This window comes from Weissella kandleri (assembly GCF_001438705.1).
GTDB lineage: Bacteria > Bacillota > Bacilli > Lactobacillales > Lactobacillaceae > Weissella > Weissella kandleri.
In genome coordinates, this window is the sequence record NZ_JQBP01000007.1 from 2,542 (window position 1) to 21,062 (window position 18,521).

The following is an 18,521-nucleotide window of genomic DNA, read 5'->3' on the forward strand; positions in this document are numbered from 1 at the left end:
ATTATGTGTCTCCTTCCGTTGATTTGTCAATTAAATTTATTATTTTATGATTAATTTAAGTTATACTTTATTAAGTATATAGTTGTTACCCGATTAAAATTTTTAATGTTTTACCAATTAATGTTCAATTTCTGCTGTTTATTAAGCAACATTTCATACATGATTAATAAAAAACACTTCATCAATTAAATCGAACCTGCCCGCGAGACTAAACAACTTATCGATTTATCCAAATTATAGAGTCCTGCGGAAAAATCTATATATTGATTGAATGGTCGGTAAAATTAAAGGCTACATAAAAGTATTTATAACAACTATTGAATTACTTAAATCGTATTTACATGGTGTCGTTATGACAAAGTCAAATATCTTATGAGACTTAACAGCGAAAAAAAGAATCTTGGCCATTAAGCGCCCCAAACAAGCTAATGAAACAAATGCAAAAAATTTAGCATTTTTAATTATACTTGTGGTGGTATTGATGAATGAGCATATAACTTTATCAAGAGAATTAAATATCAATGCTAATAACTTCCCACCTTGGACACTTATTTTTTTATATAAATACAATTTTCTCAATGATTAAATAATCTTATTGCCACGTCTAAGTTTTTAACACATTTCAGACAGTCAAGACACTTCTACCCAGTCTCCTAAAGTAGGGGTAAATGGTTATAAAGACTAATCTAAAGCTATTTATACCTAAAACAATCTACTTTCCACCGTCGTTTTAGACCCTAAATAGCCCAAAAGCGCCCGTTTTGGACGCTTATTTTTATAAATAAATTCAGTTGTATCAATGTTTTAAGAGCGTTACCCCCACCCCTATACGTTTTAAAGATAGTTAAGACAGTCGAGACCCCTTCCCCCGGTGTCCCAAAGTAAATGAAATGTTATTTTTTATGATGGGGGAATTTTGAAAAATAATAATAACTACACTGTTTAAAAGCAACGCCACTATTTGTTATTCGGTTCTTTTCCTAAATGACAGGCGAGGGATAAATTAAAAAAAGCCATTCAAATTATTGAACGGCTAAATTAAATTTATCTAATTGCATACTGTTTTAACATATCCGGTGTTATATCGTACACACCTCCCATTTGTGGAACTTCAAGTCCTACTGATGGTTTATCATCAAAATAAATCTCAAATCCATGATTGTTACCAAAATCATACAAACTAGCCAAGTTACGAGCAAATCCAGTATCTCTAACTTTATATGACATCCCGTCCACAAAGTAAATTTTAAATCCACCCGGTATTTCTTCAAAATGATCTAATTTAGGTGTATCATCTCCAGCATCATAGTACATTGCTTTACTAACCGCACCAGCTATTCTAAGTCTAATTTCGAACATAGATTGTTCGTCAGAAGTAACGCCATATTTATTTACACTTTCAGTTGTCGAAGATACGTCAGATGATACGTTTGTTCTACTGATACTAACACTTTTTTCACTGCTAGTTTGGGATGAACTTCTTATTTTTTTAGATTGCTTACTTTGTTTAGCACTCTCGGCTTCAATAGACAACTTACCCGCTATTGATAGACTAGCAACTGTAATCACTAACATAATCACAAACAGGATGGCTATAATTGATATAATGATTATTCTTTTATGAATTTTACCATTATTATTTTTATCTAATCTAGAATTCATACTCATACTACCAATTTTTGTATACTACTCCTTAAAAAAATCGCCTTAACAGTTAGTTAAGACGAACATGCCAGCAGGCAAACCTAATTTTTTTGAGCACACTAACAAGCACACTCTAACACATTTTTAAGCACAATTTAGGTTATACCTAACGATACCTATTACCGGTTAAATCGTTGATAAAACTTAAAAGTGATACCTATTAACAGCTATATATAGCCATTTTATTGGGGTAGTAGGATTCGAACCTACGCTACATGGTACCAAAAACCACTGCCTTACCACTTGGCTATACCCCAAATACTGGTGGGGGGTAGAGGATTCGAACCTCTGAACCCGAAGGAATGGATTTACAGTCCACCGCGTTTAACCAGACTTCGCTAACCCCCCGATACGTTGTAATTAACTTATCAACGTATATATATATTACAGGTCATCCTGTAAATTGTCAACAGTTTTAAATAACTTTTTTTGCCAACTTGTCGAAAATTCTGGAGTAACCCACTCAATCCGCTTGCCACGGCGATATCCGACACTCACATTTTGATATTTAATTTGTTGAATTTGCTGAGCAGATTGATTTCGATGCACATGACCATAAACGACTGCTTCGATTTGCGGATACTGCGCATATAATTCAGCATATCGTTTTGAGCCCATAACACCATTCACCATTTGCCAACGGGGTGACGCATCGGGGTACTGTAAATCTAGCGCATTTGGCACAAAATGTTGCACCACAATCACCTTTTGCTGGGAAGTTGTCATATCTAAGGCTTTTTTAAGCTGCCCTAAACTTAAATCCGTTCTTTCTGGGTCACTCAAAGGTTGCTCAATTAACCGGTCGTAATAAAAGCCTTGCTTAAACTTCTGAACTTGCTGTTTTTGCGGACCTCGAGCTAAAGAGTAGTCATACCAGCCATTGTTCCCTAAAACCACAGTATCTCCAATTTGGAAACATTTATTATGCAAATAAAGTGGGCTTACTTCCGACTCCAACTCATCAAAGGCAATACCATGGCCCATTTCATGGTTACCCGCTAAAAATTTAATTTTGATTTCCGGACCCACTAAAGCCTGCAAGCGCTCCGCAAAGCTTAAGGTTTTTTCAAAATAATTAAAACTATCACCGGCAATAATATAAGCCGCTGCTTTTTGTTCTTGTAAGTAATTTGCCTGCATTTCCAATATTTGATCTACATCTAACCGATTAATATCAAGATGCTGATCACTACTAATGAATATTTTGGCCATTTTATACCTCATTGTGTTTACCTTAATCACAGCTCTCCCTAACTCACCATATCTTACGCCATTTTATTGGCTAAAAAAAGAGGCTCCACACGCCTCTTTCAATAACTACTATCTTATGCTTATCAAGAATTAATTTATAAATCAGGTTGTAATGGTAAAGTAATAATGAAACTCGTTTTATGCTCATCTGACTCAACGCGCGCCTCACCATTATGCCCTTCAACAATTCCGCTCACAATGGCCAAACCTAGCCCAGAGCCACCCGTTTTAACATTACGAGAACTTTCCACCCGGTAAAAACGCTCAAAAACATGTCCCAGTGCCTCTTCTGGTATACGTTTACCATCATTTTCCACGCAAACTTCCACGGACTCATCATCATCTAAAATGCGAGCCGTTAAGTGAATATAAGTCGCCCCTTCGCCATATTTAAATGCATTCGCAATCAAATTCATAAAGACGCGTGCTAGACGATTTTGGTCACCATACATTTCAATTGAATCTGGCTGAGTCGCCGCTGAAATTTCAACATGATGCTCCTGCGCCTCTAATTCATAATTGACTGCCAATTGACTCAGCATCGCCGATAAGTTTAAAGGCGCCAAGTGTAGTTGCATTTTAAAAGATTTATCATTCACCTGAACATATTCATACAAATCTTCAACTAAAGTACGCATATGATCAGCTTTTTCATAAGCCACATTGACATACTTATTATTTTCAGGAGCACCTGGATGCATCTTAACCAGGCCTAAATAACCTAACAGCGCCGTCAGTGGGGTTCGTAAGTCATGCGAAATATTCCCAATAATTTCATCCTTAGACTGTTCAATGGCATTACCACGCGCTTCAGACTCCTGCATTGCCTCAAAAATTCCATCAATACTTTTAATCAATGGGCGTAATCGAATAAAAGGTGATTTTTTGAAACGCGGTAACTGCGCCACATTTGCTAAATTTTGACTCTTTTGAACAATCATTAAGGTTAACGACTTTAAATACATTTGTTCAAAGATTAGATAGTTAGCCCAGAGCCATCCAGTTATTACACCAATACTGATGATCCAGAACGCCTTGGGATTTTGGGTTGCAACGAAGTGTAATTCGTCAACCCAATTTTTAGCATTCCATTCTGGTTGCAAAATCAAAATGGCACCAACAAACACAAAGCCACTTAAAATTAGCACCATTAACATCTTACCCACTAGCTTTACCCAATCCCTGCAGTTTAATGTTGACATCACTACAATGCCTCAATCTTATAACCGACACCCCAAACGGTTTGCACTACTTGATTACCACCAGTTGCTTCTTCTAATTTATCCCGCAAATGCGAGACATGCACCATCACGGTTTTTGCACTAACAACGGACTCTTGTTGCCAAACGCGTTCAAAAATATCATCGGCACTAAAAACGCGATTTGGATGTGATGCTAACAAATATAAAATGCCAAATTCCAACGCGGTTAAATTAACATCATCCCCCGCGGCCGTTTTAACCTCATGGCTATCTTTATTAATCGTCAAAGGCCCAATGTCCAAAATTTCTTGGACATTTTGCTGAACCCCATTTTGTGCACGACGCAACAACGCTTTAACTCGCGCCATCACCTCTAACGGATTGAAGGGTTTCGTAACATAATCATCAGCTCCCGTAATCAAGCCTTGAATCTTATCCATAGCCCCCGACTTAGCTGACAAAATTAAAATTGGCACGGGATTATCTTTTCGAATTTCTTTTACCACTTCCGTCCCGTTCATTTCCGGCATCATAATGTCCAAAATAACTAGGCCAATATCTGGATTCGTTCGCATTTTTTTCAATGCTTCTTTACCATCAAACGCTAAAACTGGCTCATAACCTTCATTTTTAACATAAATCTCCAGTAATTCAGCAATTTCATGATCATCATCAACAATTAGAATATTCATTTTAATACACTCTCCAAATCTTGATTGTCTATTAATTTACTTTCTATTTTGAGCTTGTGATGCTCCCATAAATCCGCCAACAATTCCCGTCCGCTTACGCCAAGCGCGGAAACCGAAGAAAGCGATTGCTGACACAACCAAATAGAACCAACCGGACAAAACTGGATTAACCGTTGCTGGTAATAATGATACCAACATGTAAATCATGAACCACAAAACAAAAGCAAGAATTGCTGCCATAATGCGCATAAAGCGTCCCAAATCTTGTCGAGCCATAATTTTAGTGATCAAAGCAAAAATTAAACCACCAAAAATTGATGTTAATACCAAAGAAGTCACTCCCGCCGCTCCCACATTAACGGTGGCATTCTTTTGGAATAACAATGTAATTCCAAACATCACCGCAAACAACATTAAGAAGGTTAGCATATTATCCACTGCCAAATCCCAATAATTACTGTCAGCATATGGATTAACTTGCGTTTCTTGCTTCAAAGCTTCCACTTGGATTCCCATTGCTGCTTCTGGAGTACCATAGATTTGCTTAGCAGTCCGACCCGGTTTTTGATTAGCTAACAATTCATCATAAATCTTTTGAATCAAAGGCAACTCCAATTCTTCATTGGTTACCAATTCCACCGCTTGATAGACAAACTCTTGATTTCGCTTATTTAAACCAGTCGCTGCTAGTTCAATACGCGTTGGTAAATGCTTAAATTCAACTTTTTTAGCATCTAGCGTTGTTGCTTCTGTTGCACTATTGTCAACTACATCGTCCTCATGTGGTGTCACTACATCAACCACTGGTTCTTGATCAGCCGAAACTTGTGGGTCCGTATTTTCCGAAACTTGCTTTTCTTCCGTCATTAAATTACTCCTTTACCCTACACATTAAATAGGAATTCCATGATATCCCCATCTTCTACGACATACTCTTTACCTTCCGAACGCAAGCGACCGGCTTCTTTCACCGCTTTCTCACTTCCATACTGATCAAGGTCTGTATAACTCATCGTTTCCGCCCGGATAAATCCGCGTTGGAAATCGGAGTGAATAACCCCAGCAGTTTCAGGAGCCTTAGCACCAGCCTTAAAGGTCCAGGCCCGAACTTCTTTAACACCAGCCGTAAAGAATGTCCGCAAATCAAGCAAACTATAAGCAGCCCGAATCAAAACATTCAAACCAGGCTCACTAACCCCTGACATTTCAAGGAATTCTGCTTGATCTTCTGGCGCCATTTCAGCAATTTCTTCTTCAGCGCGAGCTGATAATCCAATCACTTGAGCATGTTCAGCATTGGCGTATTCTTGAATCTCTTGGAAATACTCTGAAGCAGTAGGATCACTCATATCATCTTCGCTGACGTTCGCTACGTATAACGTAGGCTTAGTCGTCAACAAGAACAAACCTTTCACGATTTTCTCTTGTTCTTCAGTAAATTCAGCCAAACGCGCCGGCTTTCCCGCTTCTAGGAGGGGCTTAATTTTTTCTAAGACTTCGTATTCGGCCTTAGCTTCTTTGTCGCCCCCCTTAGCTGAGCGCGAAACGCGATCATAACGCTTTTCAATGGACTCCAAATCAGCCAAAACTAACTCGGTATTGATCGTTTCAATATCATCCACCGGGTTGACTGTTCCATTGACATGCACAATATTATCATCATCGAATGCTCGTACTACATGAACAATCGCATTAACTTGGCGAATATTCTCCAAGAATTTATTTCCCAGACCTTCACCTTTAGATGCCCCTTTAACAATTCCGGCAATGTCGGTAAATTCAAAAGTTGTCGGAATAATTTTATTTGTTTTCACAATTTCGGCAATCCGTGCCAAACGTGCATCAGGAACTTCCACGACCCCCACATTGGGTTCAATCGTCGCAAAAGGATAATTCGCCATTTCGGCCCCGGCCTTCGTAATTGCGTTAAAAAGGGTTGATTTACCAACATTTGGTAGTCCCACGATTCCAGCTGTTAATGCCATAATTTAATCCTTCATTTCTTATCTATTTTTTTAGCTCAAAAGCTAACCCCTACGTCGCAACTCTTCATAAAACTTCGCCATAATCAAATTATTCGCCTGCTGAGCGCAAAACTCGTTTAAAGCGTTTGTCAAAATCATGCCGCGTGAGCATAACTACCCGCTCGCAACCTTGACATTTAATTTTCATATCGGCCCCGATCCGAATAATTTCCCAAGCGTTTGTGCCACAAGCATGCGGTTTTTTCATTTCCACAATATCATGTAAAGCGTACATTTTTCGCCCTCCATTTAATTAATCTTGTTTGAAATTCAAACCTAAAACTGTAAAGATACGTTGCAATTCTTCATCTGACAAATAATTAATTTCAATTTTACCAGCGCCTTTTTTATTCCGACGAACTGCAACCTTCGTTCCAAACTTATCAGTCAAAGCTGCTTGAGTTTGGACAATAAAGTCAGACGTTGCTTGGGGTTGCGTTGCTTTTGGCGCCTGATCTTCATTTAAATCGTTTACTAATTTCTCAAGTTGCCGGACCGTCAAATTATCTTGCATCACTTTTTGCGCTACTTCACCGATTTTACGCTTATTATGAAGCCCTAAAAGAGTGCGACCTTGCCCCATTGACAGTTGTCCGCCTTGAATCAAGCCTTGCACATCGTCTGGTAAGGTTAATAGGCGGACCGTGTTAGCTATGGCCGACCGCGCTTTACCCAGTCGCTTTGCAACCTGCTCTTGCGTTAAATGAAGGACTTCCATCATTTGCTTATACGCTAAAGCTTCTTCAATCGGTGACAAGTCCTCGCGCTGCAAGTTTTCTAAAACTGCCGCTTGCATCATAGTTTCATCATCGTATTCTCGAATGACCGCGGGGATCGTTTTATTACCTAATAATTGCGTTGCCCGCCATCGCCGTTCTCCAGCTAAAATTTCATATTTTTTAGCATCTTTAGGCGCCTGGCGTACAATGATTGGCTGTAAAATTCCATTTTCTTGAATTGAACTGGCCAAGTCACGCAAAGCACTTTCATCAAACGTATGCCGTGGTTGGTAGGGATTTGCTAAAATCTGATCAACTGCTACATCGTCGATCATATCGCCAGTCTTTGGCGTAGTGGCAACTTCAATCCCTTGTTGCCCAAAAAGAGCATTAAGACCCCCATTCATAATGTCATCGCCTAATACAGATTTTTTCTTAGATGTCGTCATGCGCTGCCAAGACCTCCTCTGATAATTTAGTATAAACCTCAGATCCTTTTGACTTGGGATCGTAATCGATAATGGCTAACCCGTGACTTGGTGCTTCAGACAAACGCACGTTACGCGGAATCACCGTATGATAAACTTGTTCTTCATTAAAGTAATTACGCACTGCTTCTTCAACTTCATTTGACAAATTCGTCCGACCGTCGACCATTGTTAGCAAAACACCCTCAATTCCCAAATCGGGATTCAACAAGCTCTTAATTTGCGTGATCGAACTTAACAATTGCCCCAGGCCTTCCAACGCATAATATTCAGCTTGCACTGGAATCAAAACCGCATCAGCCGTTGTAAAAGTATTAATCGTAATCAAACCAAGCGAGGGTGGATTATCAATCAAAATATAGTCATACTGAGCTTCAATCGTTGCAATCGCTTCTTTCAAACGCGTTTCACGCGCCATCACCGGTGCTAATTCCAACTCCGCTCCCGCTAAGCGAATCGTTGCGGGGATAATTTCTAAATTATCATGACTAGTTTTTAAAATTACATCAGCCGGTTTCGCTCCATGAACCAAAACATCATAAATTTCATGTTCATCTTCAATCGATGACTTTTTAATTCCCAGCCCCGAAGTCGCATTTCCCTGGGGGTCAGCATCAATAATCAAAACCCGTTTGCCATGACTGGCTAAAGCCGCTCCTAAATTAACCGTGGTCGTCGTTTTTCCGACGCCACCTTTTTGATTTGCTAAAGCAATAATATGTGCCATTTTCCTACCTCTCTACTGCAATCATCTTTAAATTATTGCTAATTTCCATTAAAGGGTTTTATTTTTAATATCACTAAATTTCCGTGGATATTTAGTCGGTGTGCCTTTAGCTTTTTTAATAATCACCACCGTCCGCGGATCACCATTTGGCAAATCAACATTCACCTGCTCAAACACCTGACCACCTACCACAGGAATTGCCTGTGAAGCCGCCTTTAATTCTTCTTCTACCCGACTCCCCTTCATCGCTAACAGCTCACCACCGACTTTAACCAATGGCAAAGTCAATTCTACTAACATCGGCATCGCCTTTAAGGCCCGGGCGGTTACAATATCAAAGCTTTCCCGATATGAAGAACCTTTTTTACCTAAATCTTCGGCCCGGCCGTGAATAATAGCGACGTCTTCTAACGCCAAATCAATAACTAAATCATTTAAAAAATTGATTCGCTTTTGTAGCGCATCGACGATTGTAATCTTTAATTGAGGAAAAGCAATTTTTAAAGGAATTGACGGAAAACCAGCGCCAGCCCCAACATCAACCAATTTCAAAGGCTTATCTTGTAAGCTTATATCAGCCCAAGCTAGGGTTAACGAATCATAAAAATGTTTCAAATAAACCTGATCTTGTTCGATAATATTCGTTAAATCCATAACCTGATTTACTTCGATTAACTTTTCGTAATATCGCTGATACTGTGCGATTTGATGCTGATTTAATTCAATACCATGCGCCTGTAAAGCGTCCACAAATTCCGTGGGATTCATCTGTTTTCCTCCATTATTTTCCAGTTATTTAAAGAATACCCCAAAGGCCTTGGCATTTCAATCATCTGACGCATTAAACCTTAAAGTTTCACGTGAAACATTACCATATCTTTTCCGTCACCACCCCTTTCAAAATATGATTATTAGGTTTCTCTCATGTTATCCGCGAACTTAACTAGATACTTGTCAAAAACACGTTTTATCATTATAGTAATAATGTTTACTTACATTTTAGAAATTGAATCTCAAAACATAACAACCCTTAATAAGAAAGGACTTATCTGATGACACAAGCAAAATCATCATATTGGCAAAAGGTCGTGGACCAAGCTCAAGCTGGGCACGAACAGCCCACCCCCTTTTTCACCTTGGCTCCCATGGAAGCCGTCACTGACACAGTCTTCCGTCGCGTCGTTGAAAAAGCTGCAGGGCCAGACGCTTACTACACAGAATTCACCAACGCTCGTAGTATCGCCCACCCCAAGGCAAAATTTTCAGTTCAAGGTCGGCTAGCTGTTGCTGATGATGAAAGCATGCCGATTGCTCAAATTTGGGGAAACCGCCCAGAAGATTTTCGATCAGCAGCTAACGATTTAAAAACACGTGGCTACGAAGCAGTTGACATTAACATGGGTTGCCCAGATGGTACGGTGATTAAAAACGGGGGCGGATCAGATTTAATTCGTCATCAAGATGACGCCGCTGCCATCATTGCCGCTGCCAAAGAATCTGGCTTAGTAGTATCCGTTAAAACACGCCTAGGCTTTAATGATTTTGAAACTTATAAAACTTGGTTGCCATTCTTGTTAGAACAAGATGTACAAGTGCTAACCATCCACTTACGCACTCGCAAGGAAATGTCTAAAGTTCCTGCGCACTATGAAGTTATCGATGAGATCGTCGCAATGCGTGATGCGATTTCACCCAGGACTCTTTTGCAAATTAACGGTGACATCAAAGACCGCGCGGCGGGATTAGAATTAGCAGCCGCTCACCCTGGTGTCGACGGCATTATGATTGGGCGAGGAATTTTCGAATCGCCTTGGGCTTTTGAAAAAGCCCCCTCTGATCACACCTTGGAAGAATCATTAGATCTGCTCCGCTTACAGTTGGATTTGCACGATGAGGTGACAAAACTTTATGGTCCCCGCCATTTCCAAAAGCTCAAGCGTTTCTTTAAAATTTACGTACGTTCATTCTCATACGCTTCCGATTTACGAATGGCATTAATGGAGACTAACACCACTGATGAAGTTCGCCAAGCATTAGCGGATTTTGACCGACAATGGCAGGCTCACCAAAAACAAGCGTAAAAAATAGCCCACGTCATGCTTTGGCGTGGGCTTTTTTTGATCAAAGATTTTAAACAATCCTATGATTTAGTGGACCATTCACTTTTATTTTCTTGTAAGAAATTTTTAAAACTCATAAACGCCGAAAATACATCCGGTAAAATTAATAAGATGACGATGAATTTCAAGAACGGCGTCACTGGATTAATCAAACCAACTAATAAGTAATCAATCGAAATCGTAAACAATAACGAACTCGGGCTTGCATGCGTAAAAAGATTATTATAATTCATCATTTACCTCCCATAAATTCGTTTAAAAAATTTAATTTCATCTGTACAATTCCATCCGTCATAAAGTCAGCGACGCCATGCTGGGCCCCCGAAACCAAATGCCATTGCGCACGTTGTTCACCAACTAAGGCCTGTGCTGCTTGAACCAATTCTACAGTTTGTTGGTAAGGTACCACTTGATCAGCTGTCCCAGCTATCCCCAAAATCGGTGGCATGGTCGGCGTCAAATAATTAATTGGATTATATTTTTGCACCAACTCAGGCTCATCAACCGGACGCTTTGCTCCCAATAGCTGGCCTTCAAACGACTCCGCTGAACCTGTCTCAGCATACTTGGGTTGTGTGTTCGTCGCTGCAAACTGTTGAGGAAACTGATCAATGACGTAAGGTCCATACATAGCAATTACGGCACGAACCGATGCCCGCTTATTATTATCCCAGCGTTCATCAAACAAGGCGGTTCCTGGCCGCTGCAGCGCTGTCAAAACGGCCAATTGCGCTCCAGAAGATTCCCCCATTAAAGCTAAATGCTGTCCATCAAGCCCATAGTCAGCTCCAAACTGCTTCACCCAATAAAGTACCGCTTGCATTTCACTAACCTGCGCTGGAAAAGCAGCTTGCCACAACAGTGAATAATCCGGGCTCACGACGGCATACCCGGCTGCTAAAAGTTGCAGTGCGGGGTTCATTTTAAACGAGCTTTTGTCACCGCGCCATAAGCCACCTCCATAAATATCAACAATCACTGGATACCCGGCTTGCGGTTTAACTTGGTTGGGCAAATAAACATCTAGTTTATGCCTAGCTCCATCCATATAGGCCAAATCATGCCATTGTTGCTGAATACCTTCCGTTGTCGCTGCTTTAAATTGATATGTTTGATCGATAAATTTTCCTGTCATCAAAGCTCACACCCTTTCATCTTATCTCTATTTTAACAAATAATGACCTTGGCCCCAAGGAATTCGCTTTTTTCCAAAAAATCAGCTATAATATTCTTACAAAAAATAAGAACGGAGGGGACATCATGACAGAACATCCATTTGAATTCCAAACGTGGGATACTTACCTCGAAGGCCTCAATCACCAAGAAATACCTTGGCAATTAGGACCCGATGGCGCCGAGCATCCACAATACCCCACGGAACTTTTAAATTTAATTAACGCATTTACTCATTCCGACTACTTCGATCAAAATTTCAAGCGTACCCTTTATCAAAAGGGCTTTGATAAAATGATTACCGAAGATGATTTGCGCGCTTTAGCCAGTGAAACTGACACTGACTTTTTTACTTTACGTGCGGTAGTCTCAATGCTCATAAATAATGAACACTACTTTGAAGGCCTGTGGGCGGCCATGGCAACAAATGGCTTGCTACAAACTTTCCTCCGCCAAATTCATGCTAAAACCCCGGCTGATTTCCCCATTTGGTAACAGAAATTAAAGCGTAATTTAATAAAAAGGCAGATTGCAATTTAATGTAATCTGCCTTTCCTTTTGCTTATTTAGTTCTTTTTACTTAACTAGCTTACAACTCAACGCCATATTCTTTGAAATAATCCTTCAAAGGACGCAGTGCTTGTGCGTCATACTTTTCCTTAAAGGCATCAACTGAAGCTTGTGAGGTCAATTCAGGATCCATATCCATGGCCTCAACTGGGAATCCCCGCTTGTCTTTAATCTTAATATCCAAAAGTACTGGACGACCAGCCTTTGAAACTTCCACCGCCTTATCAAAGGCTCCAACTAATTCTTCTGGCTTAGTTACCGTAATCCCAACTACACCCATTCCTTCAGCAATCTTAGCATAATCGGCATCCAAAATATCAACACCAGATGGATTCATTGGTAAATCAGCTTGAGAATTCTTAATAAAACTCAAAGTTGTATTTGAGGTTATTACATTAATAATCGGCAACTTGTGATAAGTCTCTGTCAACAAATCTTGCATGACCATTGAGAAAGCTCCATCACCAGCAATGTTAAAGACTTGCCGATCAGGGAAGCTCAACTTAGCCGCCAAGGCCGCTGGAACCCCATAACCCATTGTCGCGAACAAAGCTGATGTCGTAAACTTTTGATTAGGTTTAAGATCCAAGAAGCGAACCGTATTAATCACATTATCTCCAACATCAATTCCAAAGATAGCGTCATCTTCAGCAATCCGGTTAATTTGCTTATAAACTTGTTCATATTCAATTGGTGTTGTCTGACGATCCATCAACATTTGCAAATAAGCACGCCAGTCCTTATTTTGGGCCAACTCAGCTTCATATACCGCTGACTTTGGTGCTGGCTGACTCTTAGCTAATAAAGCCTTAATGAAGGCTGGTCCATCAGACTCAATTCCCAAATCAACGTGATGATGTGCACCAAAGACTGAGCTATCAATATCAACTTGAATAAACTTAAATGGATGCTTGGTATAAACATTTTCCGCAAATGGGAAATCATTTCCAATTGCGATAACTAAATCAGCATTATCCAAAGCTTCATTGGCTGAAATGGAACCAGCTCGGTTAACCAAGCCTAAGTTACCAGCATAGCTATCTGGAACAATGCCCTTTCCTAGCGCTGTTGTAATAATTGGAATTTGTAACTTCTCAGACAATTCGATTAACTCATCAGGAGCACCCGCTGCTCCACGTCCAAGATGGAAGACAGGAGCTTTCGCTTGCTTAATCATTTCCAAAGCAGCATCGATCTCATCATCGGTTGGCATTGGCAAAATCTTATTTTGATCAGCTGGATGATATGAACTTGCTGATTCATAAGGAATGTCAGCAATTTCTTCCCAACCTAAATCAACAGGAATAACAACTACTGCTACTCCATGGTGCTTGTACGCCATACGGATGGCCTTATCAACAATGTAAGGTAAGCTCTTGGCTGTCATTACTGTCCGGTTATAAACTGAGACGTCATCAAAAATTGGACCTTCGTTAAACTCTTGGAAGAAGTCATAGTTCATCTTGGTTGTAGGAACTTGTCCTACCAAAGCCAATACGGGAGCATGATCTTCACGGGCATCATAAAGACCATCCAAAAGATTAACCGCCCCTGGTCCGGCAGAACCAAAGGCTACCCCAACATGACCAGTTAACTTTGCTTCCGCTGAAGCGGCCAAAGCTCCCACCTGCTCATGACGAACATGAATAAAATCAATGCGATCTTGTTCAACATCCAAAGCATTCATCGTTGAGCTAAAAGAACCTCCAGGATAACCATAGACATTTTTAACTCCCCAAGCTTCAAGAACTTTCATCATTGCAACAGATGCTAGAATTTTACCTTGTTCATTATACTTAATTTGATTTGTCATTATTCCGCTCCCCTAAAAAATATATTGAAAACGTTTACATCTATTGTTATACATCCAATCAAGTTTATTTTCAAGCACCTTTCAAGCACCGTCGCATCAAACTTAGCCCGATTTTTCACAAAACTAATTAACCTTACGTCAGTTTTTTTGATTACGATGCCTTACTTACTAATCTTACTAACTTTTTGTAAGATTACATTAAGCTTTTAATAAAAGATTTTATTTCACAAATTTCCCAAAATTAATTTCATATTTTTTGAAATTTAAGGACTAAACAACCTTTAATTTTTAGACAATTTAAAAACGGTTGACGTCCATTCCCCATCAACCGTTTAAAGTTATTCTGCTTCTGTAATATTTCGATGCACATCTTGACGACGTTCAACAAAGAACTCCCATAAATAAACGACTAGCGTCCGAATAATCGCATAAGCCGGGATGGCTAAAATCATCCCCGCTGGGCCAGCCACATTTCCAGCCGCCAATAACAAGACCAAAATGGTCATTGGATGAATATTTAAATGGGCTCCAATAATGCGTGGATAAATGATGTTTCCATCAATCAAATGCACAATTGCCACCACGACAATTGTCCAAAAAATTTGCCATGCGCCTTGGGTTGCCGCTACAAATAGAGCCGGAATAATTCCAATATAAGGGCCTAAATAAGGTACAATATTAGCAATTCCTGCAATAATACCTAAAACTAGGGCATATTTTTCACCAATTAACACATACCCAACCCCCGTTGCAACACCAACGAAGATCATCTCTAACACTTGCCCCATAATATATTGCGACAAAGTTTCATTTAATCGCGCGGCGACTTCTGCCATATCCTTACGGCGCTTTGGGAACCACTTTTGCAATAATGGTAATAGTTTATGCCCGTCACTGAGCATATAGAAAGTCATCACCGGAACCGTCAAAAGGTATACTAAATAACCAATTACTGAGCTAGCAATACCTCCAAAACCATTTGCCATTCCATCTACAATACTCGTACCATATTTTTGTACACCATGTTGCAACGTATTAGCATCAAAAGTAACGCCTAAAGTTCCCAACCAAGCAAGGCGGTCTTCATGTTCAAACCAAGTTTTTAATTGATTGAAATAATCTGGCGCTGCGTGCAAAAAATTCGTTAATTGATCCATCAAACGCGGCACAACGTTCGCCAAGGTTACTCCAACCACCAACAACAATAAAATAATCATCAATAATGAGATAATCCCGCGGGAAAGATGGTGGCCTTTGACCTTAACCTTCTCCAACATACTCACCATTGGATTCAAAATATAATACAATAAACCTGAAATTAAAATCGGTACAAAAACCGCACCAATAAATTTAATAATCGGATCCAGGATAAAATCTAACTGCGATATAACTAATAATAAGACTGCAATAATCAATAGTTCCAACGACCAGTATAAAATTGATTTATATTTAATTTTTCCCAACATAGGCTTTCTCCGCGCTTTCTTAATAAATTTTAAAAACCGTGTGTTCTGGATTCACTTCTAGACTGGAAATCATGACATGGTGCACTTTGGTCCCGTTTGAAGGCCCAATTTCAACTTGTGCCATGAATTTCCGCAAATCAGCCTGTTCGCCTTGGGCTTCAATCAAAACCGATCCATCATCTTTATTAACGACATATCCTTTAATATTAAGCCGTTCCGCCAATTGCCGAGCAGCCCAACGAAATCCCACCCCTTGGACGCGGCCAAATACATTCATTCTAACTGCTTGTTGCATCGCTGTCCTCCTAATTTATATTATTAATTACTGGCAATAATTCCAACCATGTCGACTCAAATAGTGGCATATAGAGATTATCATTCCATTTATCAACGAAAAAGGGATGATATAAATATGTAAAAGCCATCATAATCAACATCCCCCGCTGATGTCGGAATGTATCCCAAGCCATCAACGTTTCAACCGTTTCCGATAACTGAGCGATACGCGGATTGATCAATTCCATTTCTTGCCGGAGGGCTGTTTGATACAATGAAGCCATCTCTGGATCCGCCATAAACGCTTGCTGTCGCTGAATCACAAAGTTCTGTAACCACTCATGCAAGCCATCGACTCGTTGATCAGCTGGCAAGCGTGTTATCGCCAAAGATGGGGCATCCACTTGATCCAGCCATTGAGTGTACATTGCTTCATATAAGGCATCCCGATTTTTAAAATGTTTATATAAGGCCGCATGCGTGACATCAAGCCGCCTAGCTATATCAGTCAACCGCACACCAGCTGGCCCTTTTTCTGCGATTAAATCACGGGTCACCGCAAAAATTTGTTCTTCACTAATTTTAGCCATCTTTGTTCTCTCTTAACTCATTTCTTTTAATTATAATAGATTAAGCGCTATCTGTCGCCGTCGATAACGTGTTAATATTGATATTATATAAAAACTTAAAGGAGTATTAATGAGTGCGTTCTGAACCACCCGTTAAAATGTAAATATGGCTGAAAAAAATCATCAACGCCGCTTTAATCGTCCAAATAAAGATTCGCGCAATCGCCCCCAAAACGTCCAAGTTAAGGTTGGCGATAAATTACTGATTACTATTAAAAAGCTTGGCATTAACGGTGAAGGGATTGGTTCGTACAAACGTAAAATCACTTTTATTCCTGGTGCTTTGCCTGGCGAAGTCGTTGATGTTAAAGTCAACAACGTTACCAATAAATTTATCGAAGCCGAGATTCGCAAATTCAAGCAAACTTCCCCTGATCGCGTCAAACCAGTCGATGATCAAAGCGTCGGTGGTTTTGAATTAGAGCATTTAGCCTATCCTAAACAATTGGCCTTTAAAAAAGATATTATCAGCCAAGCCTTGGCCAAATATCGCCCCCGTGGTTACCAAGATATCACCATTCGCAACACAATTGGGATGGACAAGCCTAGTGGGTACCGCAATAAGGCCCAATTCCCTGTCCGACAAATGAAAGATGGCTCGATTGCGGTAGGAATGTATCAGCGCAATTCTCACTTTTTAGTAGACTTACCTAAAGTTTCAACGCAACATCCGGCCACTTTAAAAGTTGTTCGCACTGTCCGTGATATTATTGCTGAACTAGGGCTTCCCATCTACGAAGAAAAAAAGCATGCCGGAATCATTAAAACTTTAATTGCGCGTGTCAGTGAAGCTTCAGGTGAGGTCCAATTAACCTTAGTGACTAATTCAGCTAAAATTCCACAACTCAGCAAATTAATCACGTTGATCCATGATCGTTTACCAGAAGTCGTTTCAATTCATCAAAATATTAATCCTGGGGAAACTTCATTAATTTGGGGCCCCGAAACCAAGATCCTCTGGGGCCAAAATTATATTACCGAAACGATTAACGGTAAACAATTCAAATTATCTCCCCGAGCTTTCCTACAACTGAATCCCAAGCAGACAGCTCGACTTTATCAAGAAGCTTTATCCGCCCTTGATTTACAACATGCTGATAAATTGATTGACGCTTACTCTGGAGTTGGGACCATCGGCATCTCGCTCGCCCATGCCGCTGGTGAAGTGCGGGGGATGGATACGGTTCAAGAAGCTATTGAAGACGCTCAACAAAATGTTGCTTTAAACGGGGTCGATAACGCCCAATACTTTACGGGTAAAGCCGAAGAACTTATTCCTCAATGGGCCGCAGCTGGTTGGATTGCTGATGCAATTGTCGTCGATCCTCCCCGTACCGGGTTAGATAGTAATTTGCGTCAATTATTAATCGCTCATGCCCCCGAAAAGTTTGTGTATATTTCATGTAATGAATCAACCTTAGCCCGTGATCTGGTCGACTTAACGAAGGTCTACGATATTGATTACATTCAACCAATTGATATGTTCCCACAAACGGCTCGCTGGGAAGGGGTCGTTAAATTCACTAAAAAACATTAAAACTTCCATGTAAAAGTATGAGATTGGCGTAAAATATCCAATCTCATACTTTTTATTTTTGTCCAAAATAAAAAATACCTCTGCTAACCACAAGACCACTGGCACTTGCTACTAACAAAGGTATTTTTTA

General features: G+C 40.0%; 19 protein-coding genes and 2 tRNA genes. 3 read left to right on the forward strand and 18 right to left on the reverse strand.

The window, feature by feature from the left end; translation table 11 throughout:
* Positions 1–1,044 precede the first annotated feature (1,044 nt).
* From IV73_RS05775 to rsmG, 12 genes are all read right to left on the reverse strand, one after another.
* Positions 1,045–1,662, reverse strand: coding sequence for a hypothetical protein (locus IV73_RS05775; RefSeq protein WP_057756187.1), 618 nt, complete (start codon positions 1,660–1,662; stop codon positions 1,045–1,047).
* Positions 1,663–1,889: 227 nt separating this feature from the next.
* Positions 1,890–1,961, reverse strand: a tRNA-Gln gene (locus IV73_RS05780).
* A 5-nt stretch (positions 1,962–1,966) separates the two neighbouring features.
* Positions 1,967–2,052 (reverse strand) — tRNA-Tyr (locus tag IV73_RS05785).
* A gap of 36 nt (positions 2,053–2,088) precedes the next feature.
* Complete coding sequence (locus IV73_RS05790; RefSeq protein ID WP_057756190.1) at positions 2,089–2,916, reverse strand: metallophosphoesterase; 828 nt, start codon at positions 2,914–2,916, stop codon at positions 2,089–2,091.
* Positions 2,917–3,050: 134 nt separating this feature from the next.
* Complete coding sequence (locus IV73_RS05795) at positions 3,051–4,112, reverse strand: sensor histidine kinase (protein ID WP_236697741.1); 1,062 nt, start codon at positions 4,110–4,112, stop codon at positions 3,051–3,053.
* Positions 4,113–4,159: 47 nt separating this feature from the next.
* Entirely contained in the window at positions 4,160–4,849 is a 690-nt protein-coding gene (locus IV73_RS05800; RefSeq protein WP_057756196.1) for a response regulator transcription factor, read from the reverse strand.
* A gap of 36 nt (positions 4,850–4,885) precedes the next feature.
* Positions 4,886–5,716 carry a DUF1129 domain-containing protein gene (locus IV73_RS05805; protein WP_057756198.1) on the reverse strand — a complete coding sequence of 277 codons (831 nt, stop codon included), beginning with the start codon at positions 5,714–5,716 and terminating at the stop codon, positions 4,886–4,888.
* A gap of 17 nt (positions 5,717–5,733) precedes the next feature.
* The gene (gene ychF, locus IV73_RS05810; protein ID WP_057756201.1) at positions 5,734–6,834 is read right to left on the reverse strand and encodes a redox-regulated ATPase YchF; all 1,101 of its coding nucleotides are present in this window, start codon (positions 6,832–6,834) and stop codon (positions 5,734–5,736) included.
* Positions 6,835–6,922: 88 nt separating this feature from the next.
* On the reverse strand, positions 6,923–7,108 hold the full coding sequence (locus IV73_RS05815) for a DUF951 domain-containing protein (RefSeq protein WP_057756204.1): 186 nt from the start codon (positions 7,106–7,108) through the stop codon (positions 6,923–6,925).
* 18 nt (positions 7,109–7,126) lie between these two features.
* Entirely contained in the window at positions 7,127–8,041 is a 915-nt protein-coding gene (locus IV73_RS05820; protein WP_057756208.1) for a ParB/RepB/Spo0J family partition protein, read from the reverse strand.
* Positions 8,028–8,807, reverse strand: a complete 780-nt coding sequence (locus IV73_RS05825) for a ParA family protein (protein ID WP_057756210.1) — start codon at positions 8,805–8,807, stop codon at positions 8,028–8,030. Before IV73_RS05825 ends, IV73_RS05820 begins: the two co-directional genes overlap by 14 nt.
* A gap of 48 nt (positions 8,808–8,855) precedes the next feature.
* Positions 8,856–9,575 (reverse strand): 16S rRNA (guanine(527)-N(7))-methyltransferase RsmG, encoded by a 720-nt coding sequence (gene rsmG, locus IV73_RS05830; protein ID WP_057756214.1) that lies wholly within the window; start codon positions 9,573–9,575, stop codon positions 8,856–8,858.
* A 284-nt stretch (positions 9,576–9,859) separates the two neighbouring features.
* Between rsmG and IV73_RS05835 the strand changes: the two genes are divergently transcribed.
* Positions 9,860–10,888, forward strand: coding sequence for a tRNA dihydrouridine synthase (locus IV73_RS05835; protein ID WP_057756217.1), 1,029 nt, complete (start codon positions 9,860–9,862; stop codon positions 10,886–10,888).
* 59 nt (positions 10,889–10,947) lie between these two features.
* Here the strand turns inward: IV73_RS05835 and IV73_RS05840 are convergent, their stop codons facing one another.
* Together IV73_RS05840 and IV73_RS05845 are read right to left on the reverse strand one after the other, a co-directional pair.
* The gene (locus IV73_RS05840) at positions 10,948–11,160 is read right to left on the reverse strand and encodes a hypothetical protein (protein WP_057756220.1); all 213 of its coding nucleotides are present in this window, start codon (positions 11,158–11,160) and stop codon (positions 10,948–10,950) included.
* Positions 11,160–12,062, reverse strand: coding sequence for an alpha/beta hydrolase (locus tag IV73_RS05845; RefSeq protein ID WP_057756223.1), 903 nt, complete (start codon positions 12,060–12,062; stop codon positions 11,160–11,162). Before IV73_RS05845 ends, IV73_RS05840 begins: the two co-directional genes overlap by 1 nt.
* A gap of 125 nt (positions 12,063–12,187) precedes the next feature.
* Between IV73_RS05845 and IV73_RS05850 the strand changes: the two genes are divergently transcribed.
* Positions 12,188–12,595: a hypothetical protein gene (locus tag IV73_RS05850; RefSeq protein ID WP_057756226.1), complete on the forward strand. Its 408-nt coding sequence runs from the start codon at positions 12,188–12,190 to the stop codon at positions 12,593–12,595.
* A 94-nt stretch (positions 12,596–12,689) separates the two neighbouring features.
* On the opposite strand, the gene spxB is transcribed toward IV73_RS05850, so the two are convergent.
* The 4 genes from spxB to IV73_RS05870 all read right to left on the reverse strand — a co-directional run bounded on the left by spxB (position 12,690) and on the right by IV73_RS05870 (position 16,815).
* Complete coding sequence (spxB, locus tag IV73_RS05855) at positions 12,690–14,483, reverse strand: pyruvate oxidase (RefSeq protein WP_057756229.1); 1,794 nt, start codon at positions 14,481–14,483, stop codon at positions 12,690–12,692.
* A 338-nt stretch (positions 14,484–14,821) separates the two neighbouring features.
* Complete coding sequence (locus tag IV73_RS05860; RefSeq protein ID WP_057756232.1) at positions 14,822–15,949, reverse strand: AI-2E family transporter; 1,128 nt, start codon at positions 15,947–15,949, stop codon at positions 14,822–14,824.
* Positions 15,950–15,968: 19 nt separating this feature from the next.
* Positions 15,969–16,244 carry an acylphosphatase gene (locus tag IV73_RS05865; protein ID WP_057756235.1) on the reverse strand — a complete coding sequence of 92 codons (276 nt, stop codon included), beginning with the start codon at positions 16,242–16,244 and terminating at the stop codon, positions 15,969–15,971.
* 10 nt (positions 16,245–16,254) lie between these two features.
* A complete protein-coding gene (locus IV73_RS05870; RefSeq protein WP_057756238.1) occupies positions 16,255–16,815 on the reverse strand; it encodes a TetR/AcrR family transcriptional regulator in 561 nt (186 codons plus the stop codon).
* Between the two features lie 145 nt (positions 16,816–16,960).
* On the opposite strand from IV73_RS05870, the gene rlmD reads away from it, so the two are divergent.
* Positions 16,961–18,391, forward strand: coding sequence for a 23S rRNA (uracil(1939)-C(5))-methyltransferase RlmD (rlmD, locus tag IV73_RS05875; protein ID WP_057756241.1), 1,431 nt, complete (start codon positions 16,961–16,963; stop codon positions 18,389–18,391).
* Positions 18,392–18,521 lie beyond the last annotated feature (130 nt).

Bases quoted from the DNA above. Each gene is read 5' to 3' on its own strand.
- IV73_RS05775 (WP_057756187.1), bottom strand. From the start codon at position 1,662: ATGAATTCTAGATTAGATAAAAATAATAATGGTAAAATTCATAAAAGA.
- IV73_RS05790 (WP_057756190.1), bottom strand. From the start codon at position 2,916: ATGGCCAAAATATTCATTAGTAGTGATCAGCATCTTGATATTAATCGG.
- IV73_RS05795 (WP_236697741.1), bottom strand. From the start codon at position 4,112: ATGTTAATGGTGCTAATTTTAAGTGGCTTTGTGTTTGTTGGTGCCATT.
- IV73_RS05800 (WP_057756196.1), bottom strand. From the start codon at position 4,849: ATGAATATTCTAATTGTTGATGATGATCATGAAATTGCTGAATTACTG.
- IV73_RS05805 (WP_057756198.1), bottom strand. From the start codon at position 5,716: ATGACGGAAGAAAAGCAAGTTTCGGAAAATACGGACCCACAAGTTTCG.
- ychF (WP_057756201.1), bottom strand. From the start codon at position 6,834: ATGGCATTAACAGCTGGAATCGTGGGACTACCAAATGTTGGTAAATCA.
- IV73_RS05815 (WP_057756204.1), bottom strand. From the start codon at position 7,108: ATGTACGCTTTACATGATATTGTGGAAATGAAAAAACCGCATGCTTGT.
- IV73_RS05820 (WP_057756208.1), bottom strand. From the start codon at position 8,041: ATGACGACATCTAAGAAAAAATCTGTATTAGGCGATGACATTATGAAT.
- IV73_RS05825 (WP_057756210.1), bottom strand. From the start codon at position 8,807: ATGGCACATATTATTGCTTTAGCAAATCAAAAAGGTGGCGTCGGAAAA.
- rsmG (WP_057756214.1), bottom strand. From the start codon at position 9,575: ATGAATCCCACGGAATTTGTGGACGCTTTACAGGCGCATGGTATTGAA.
- IV73_RS05835 (WP_057756217.1), top strand. From the start codon at position 9,860: ATGACACAAGCAAAATCATCATATTGGCAAAAGGTCGTGGACCAAGCT.
- IV73_RS05840 (WP_057756220.1), bottom strand. From the start codon at position 11,160: ATGAATTATAATAATCTTTTTACGCATGCAAGCCCGAGTTCGTTATTG.
- IV73_RS05845 (WP_057756223.1), bottom strand. From the start codon at position 12,062: ATGACAGGAAAATTTATCGATCAAACATATCAATTTAAAGCAGCGACA.
- IV73_RS05850 (WP_057756226.1), top strand. From the start codon at position 12,188: ATGACAGAACATCCATTTGAATTCCAAACGTGGGATACTTACCTCGAA.
- spxB (WP_057756229.1), bottom strand. From the start codon at position 14,483: ATGACAAATCAAATTAAGTATAATGAACAAGGTAAAATTCTAGCATCT.
- IV73_RS05860 (WP_057756232.1), bottom strand. From the start codon at position 15,949: ATGTTGGGAAAAATTAAATATAAATCAATTTTATACTGGTCGTTGGAA.
- IV73_RS05865 (WP_057756235.1), bottom strand. From the start codon at position 16,244: ATGCAACAAGCAGTTAGAATGAATGTATTTGGCCGCGTCCAAGGGGTG.
- IV73_RS05870 (WP_057756238.1), bottom strand. From the start codon at position 16,815: ATGGCTAAAATTAGTGAAGAACAAATTTTTGCGGTGACCCGTGATTTA.
- rlmD (WP_057756241.1), top strand. From the start codon at position 16,961: ATGGCTGAAAAAAATCATCAACGCCGCTTTAATCGTCCAAATAAAGAT.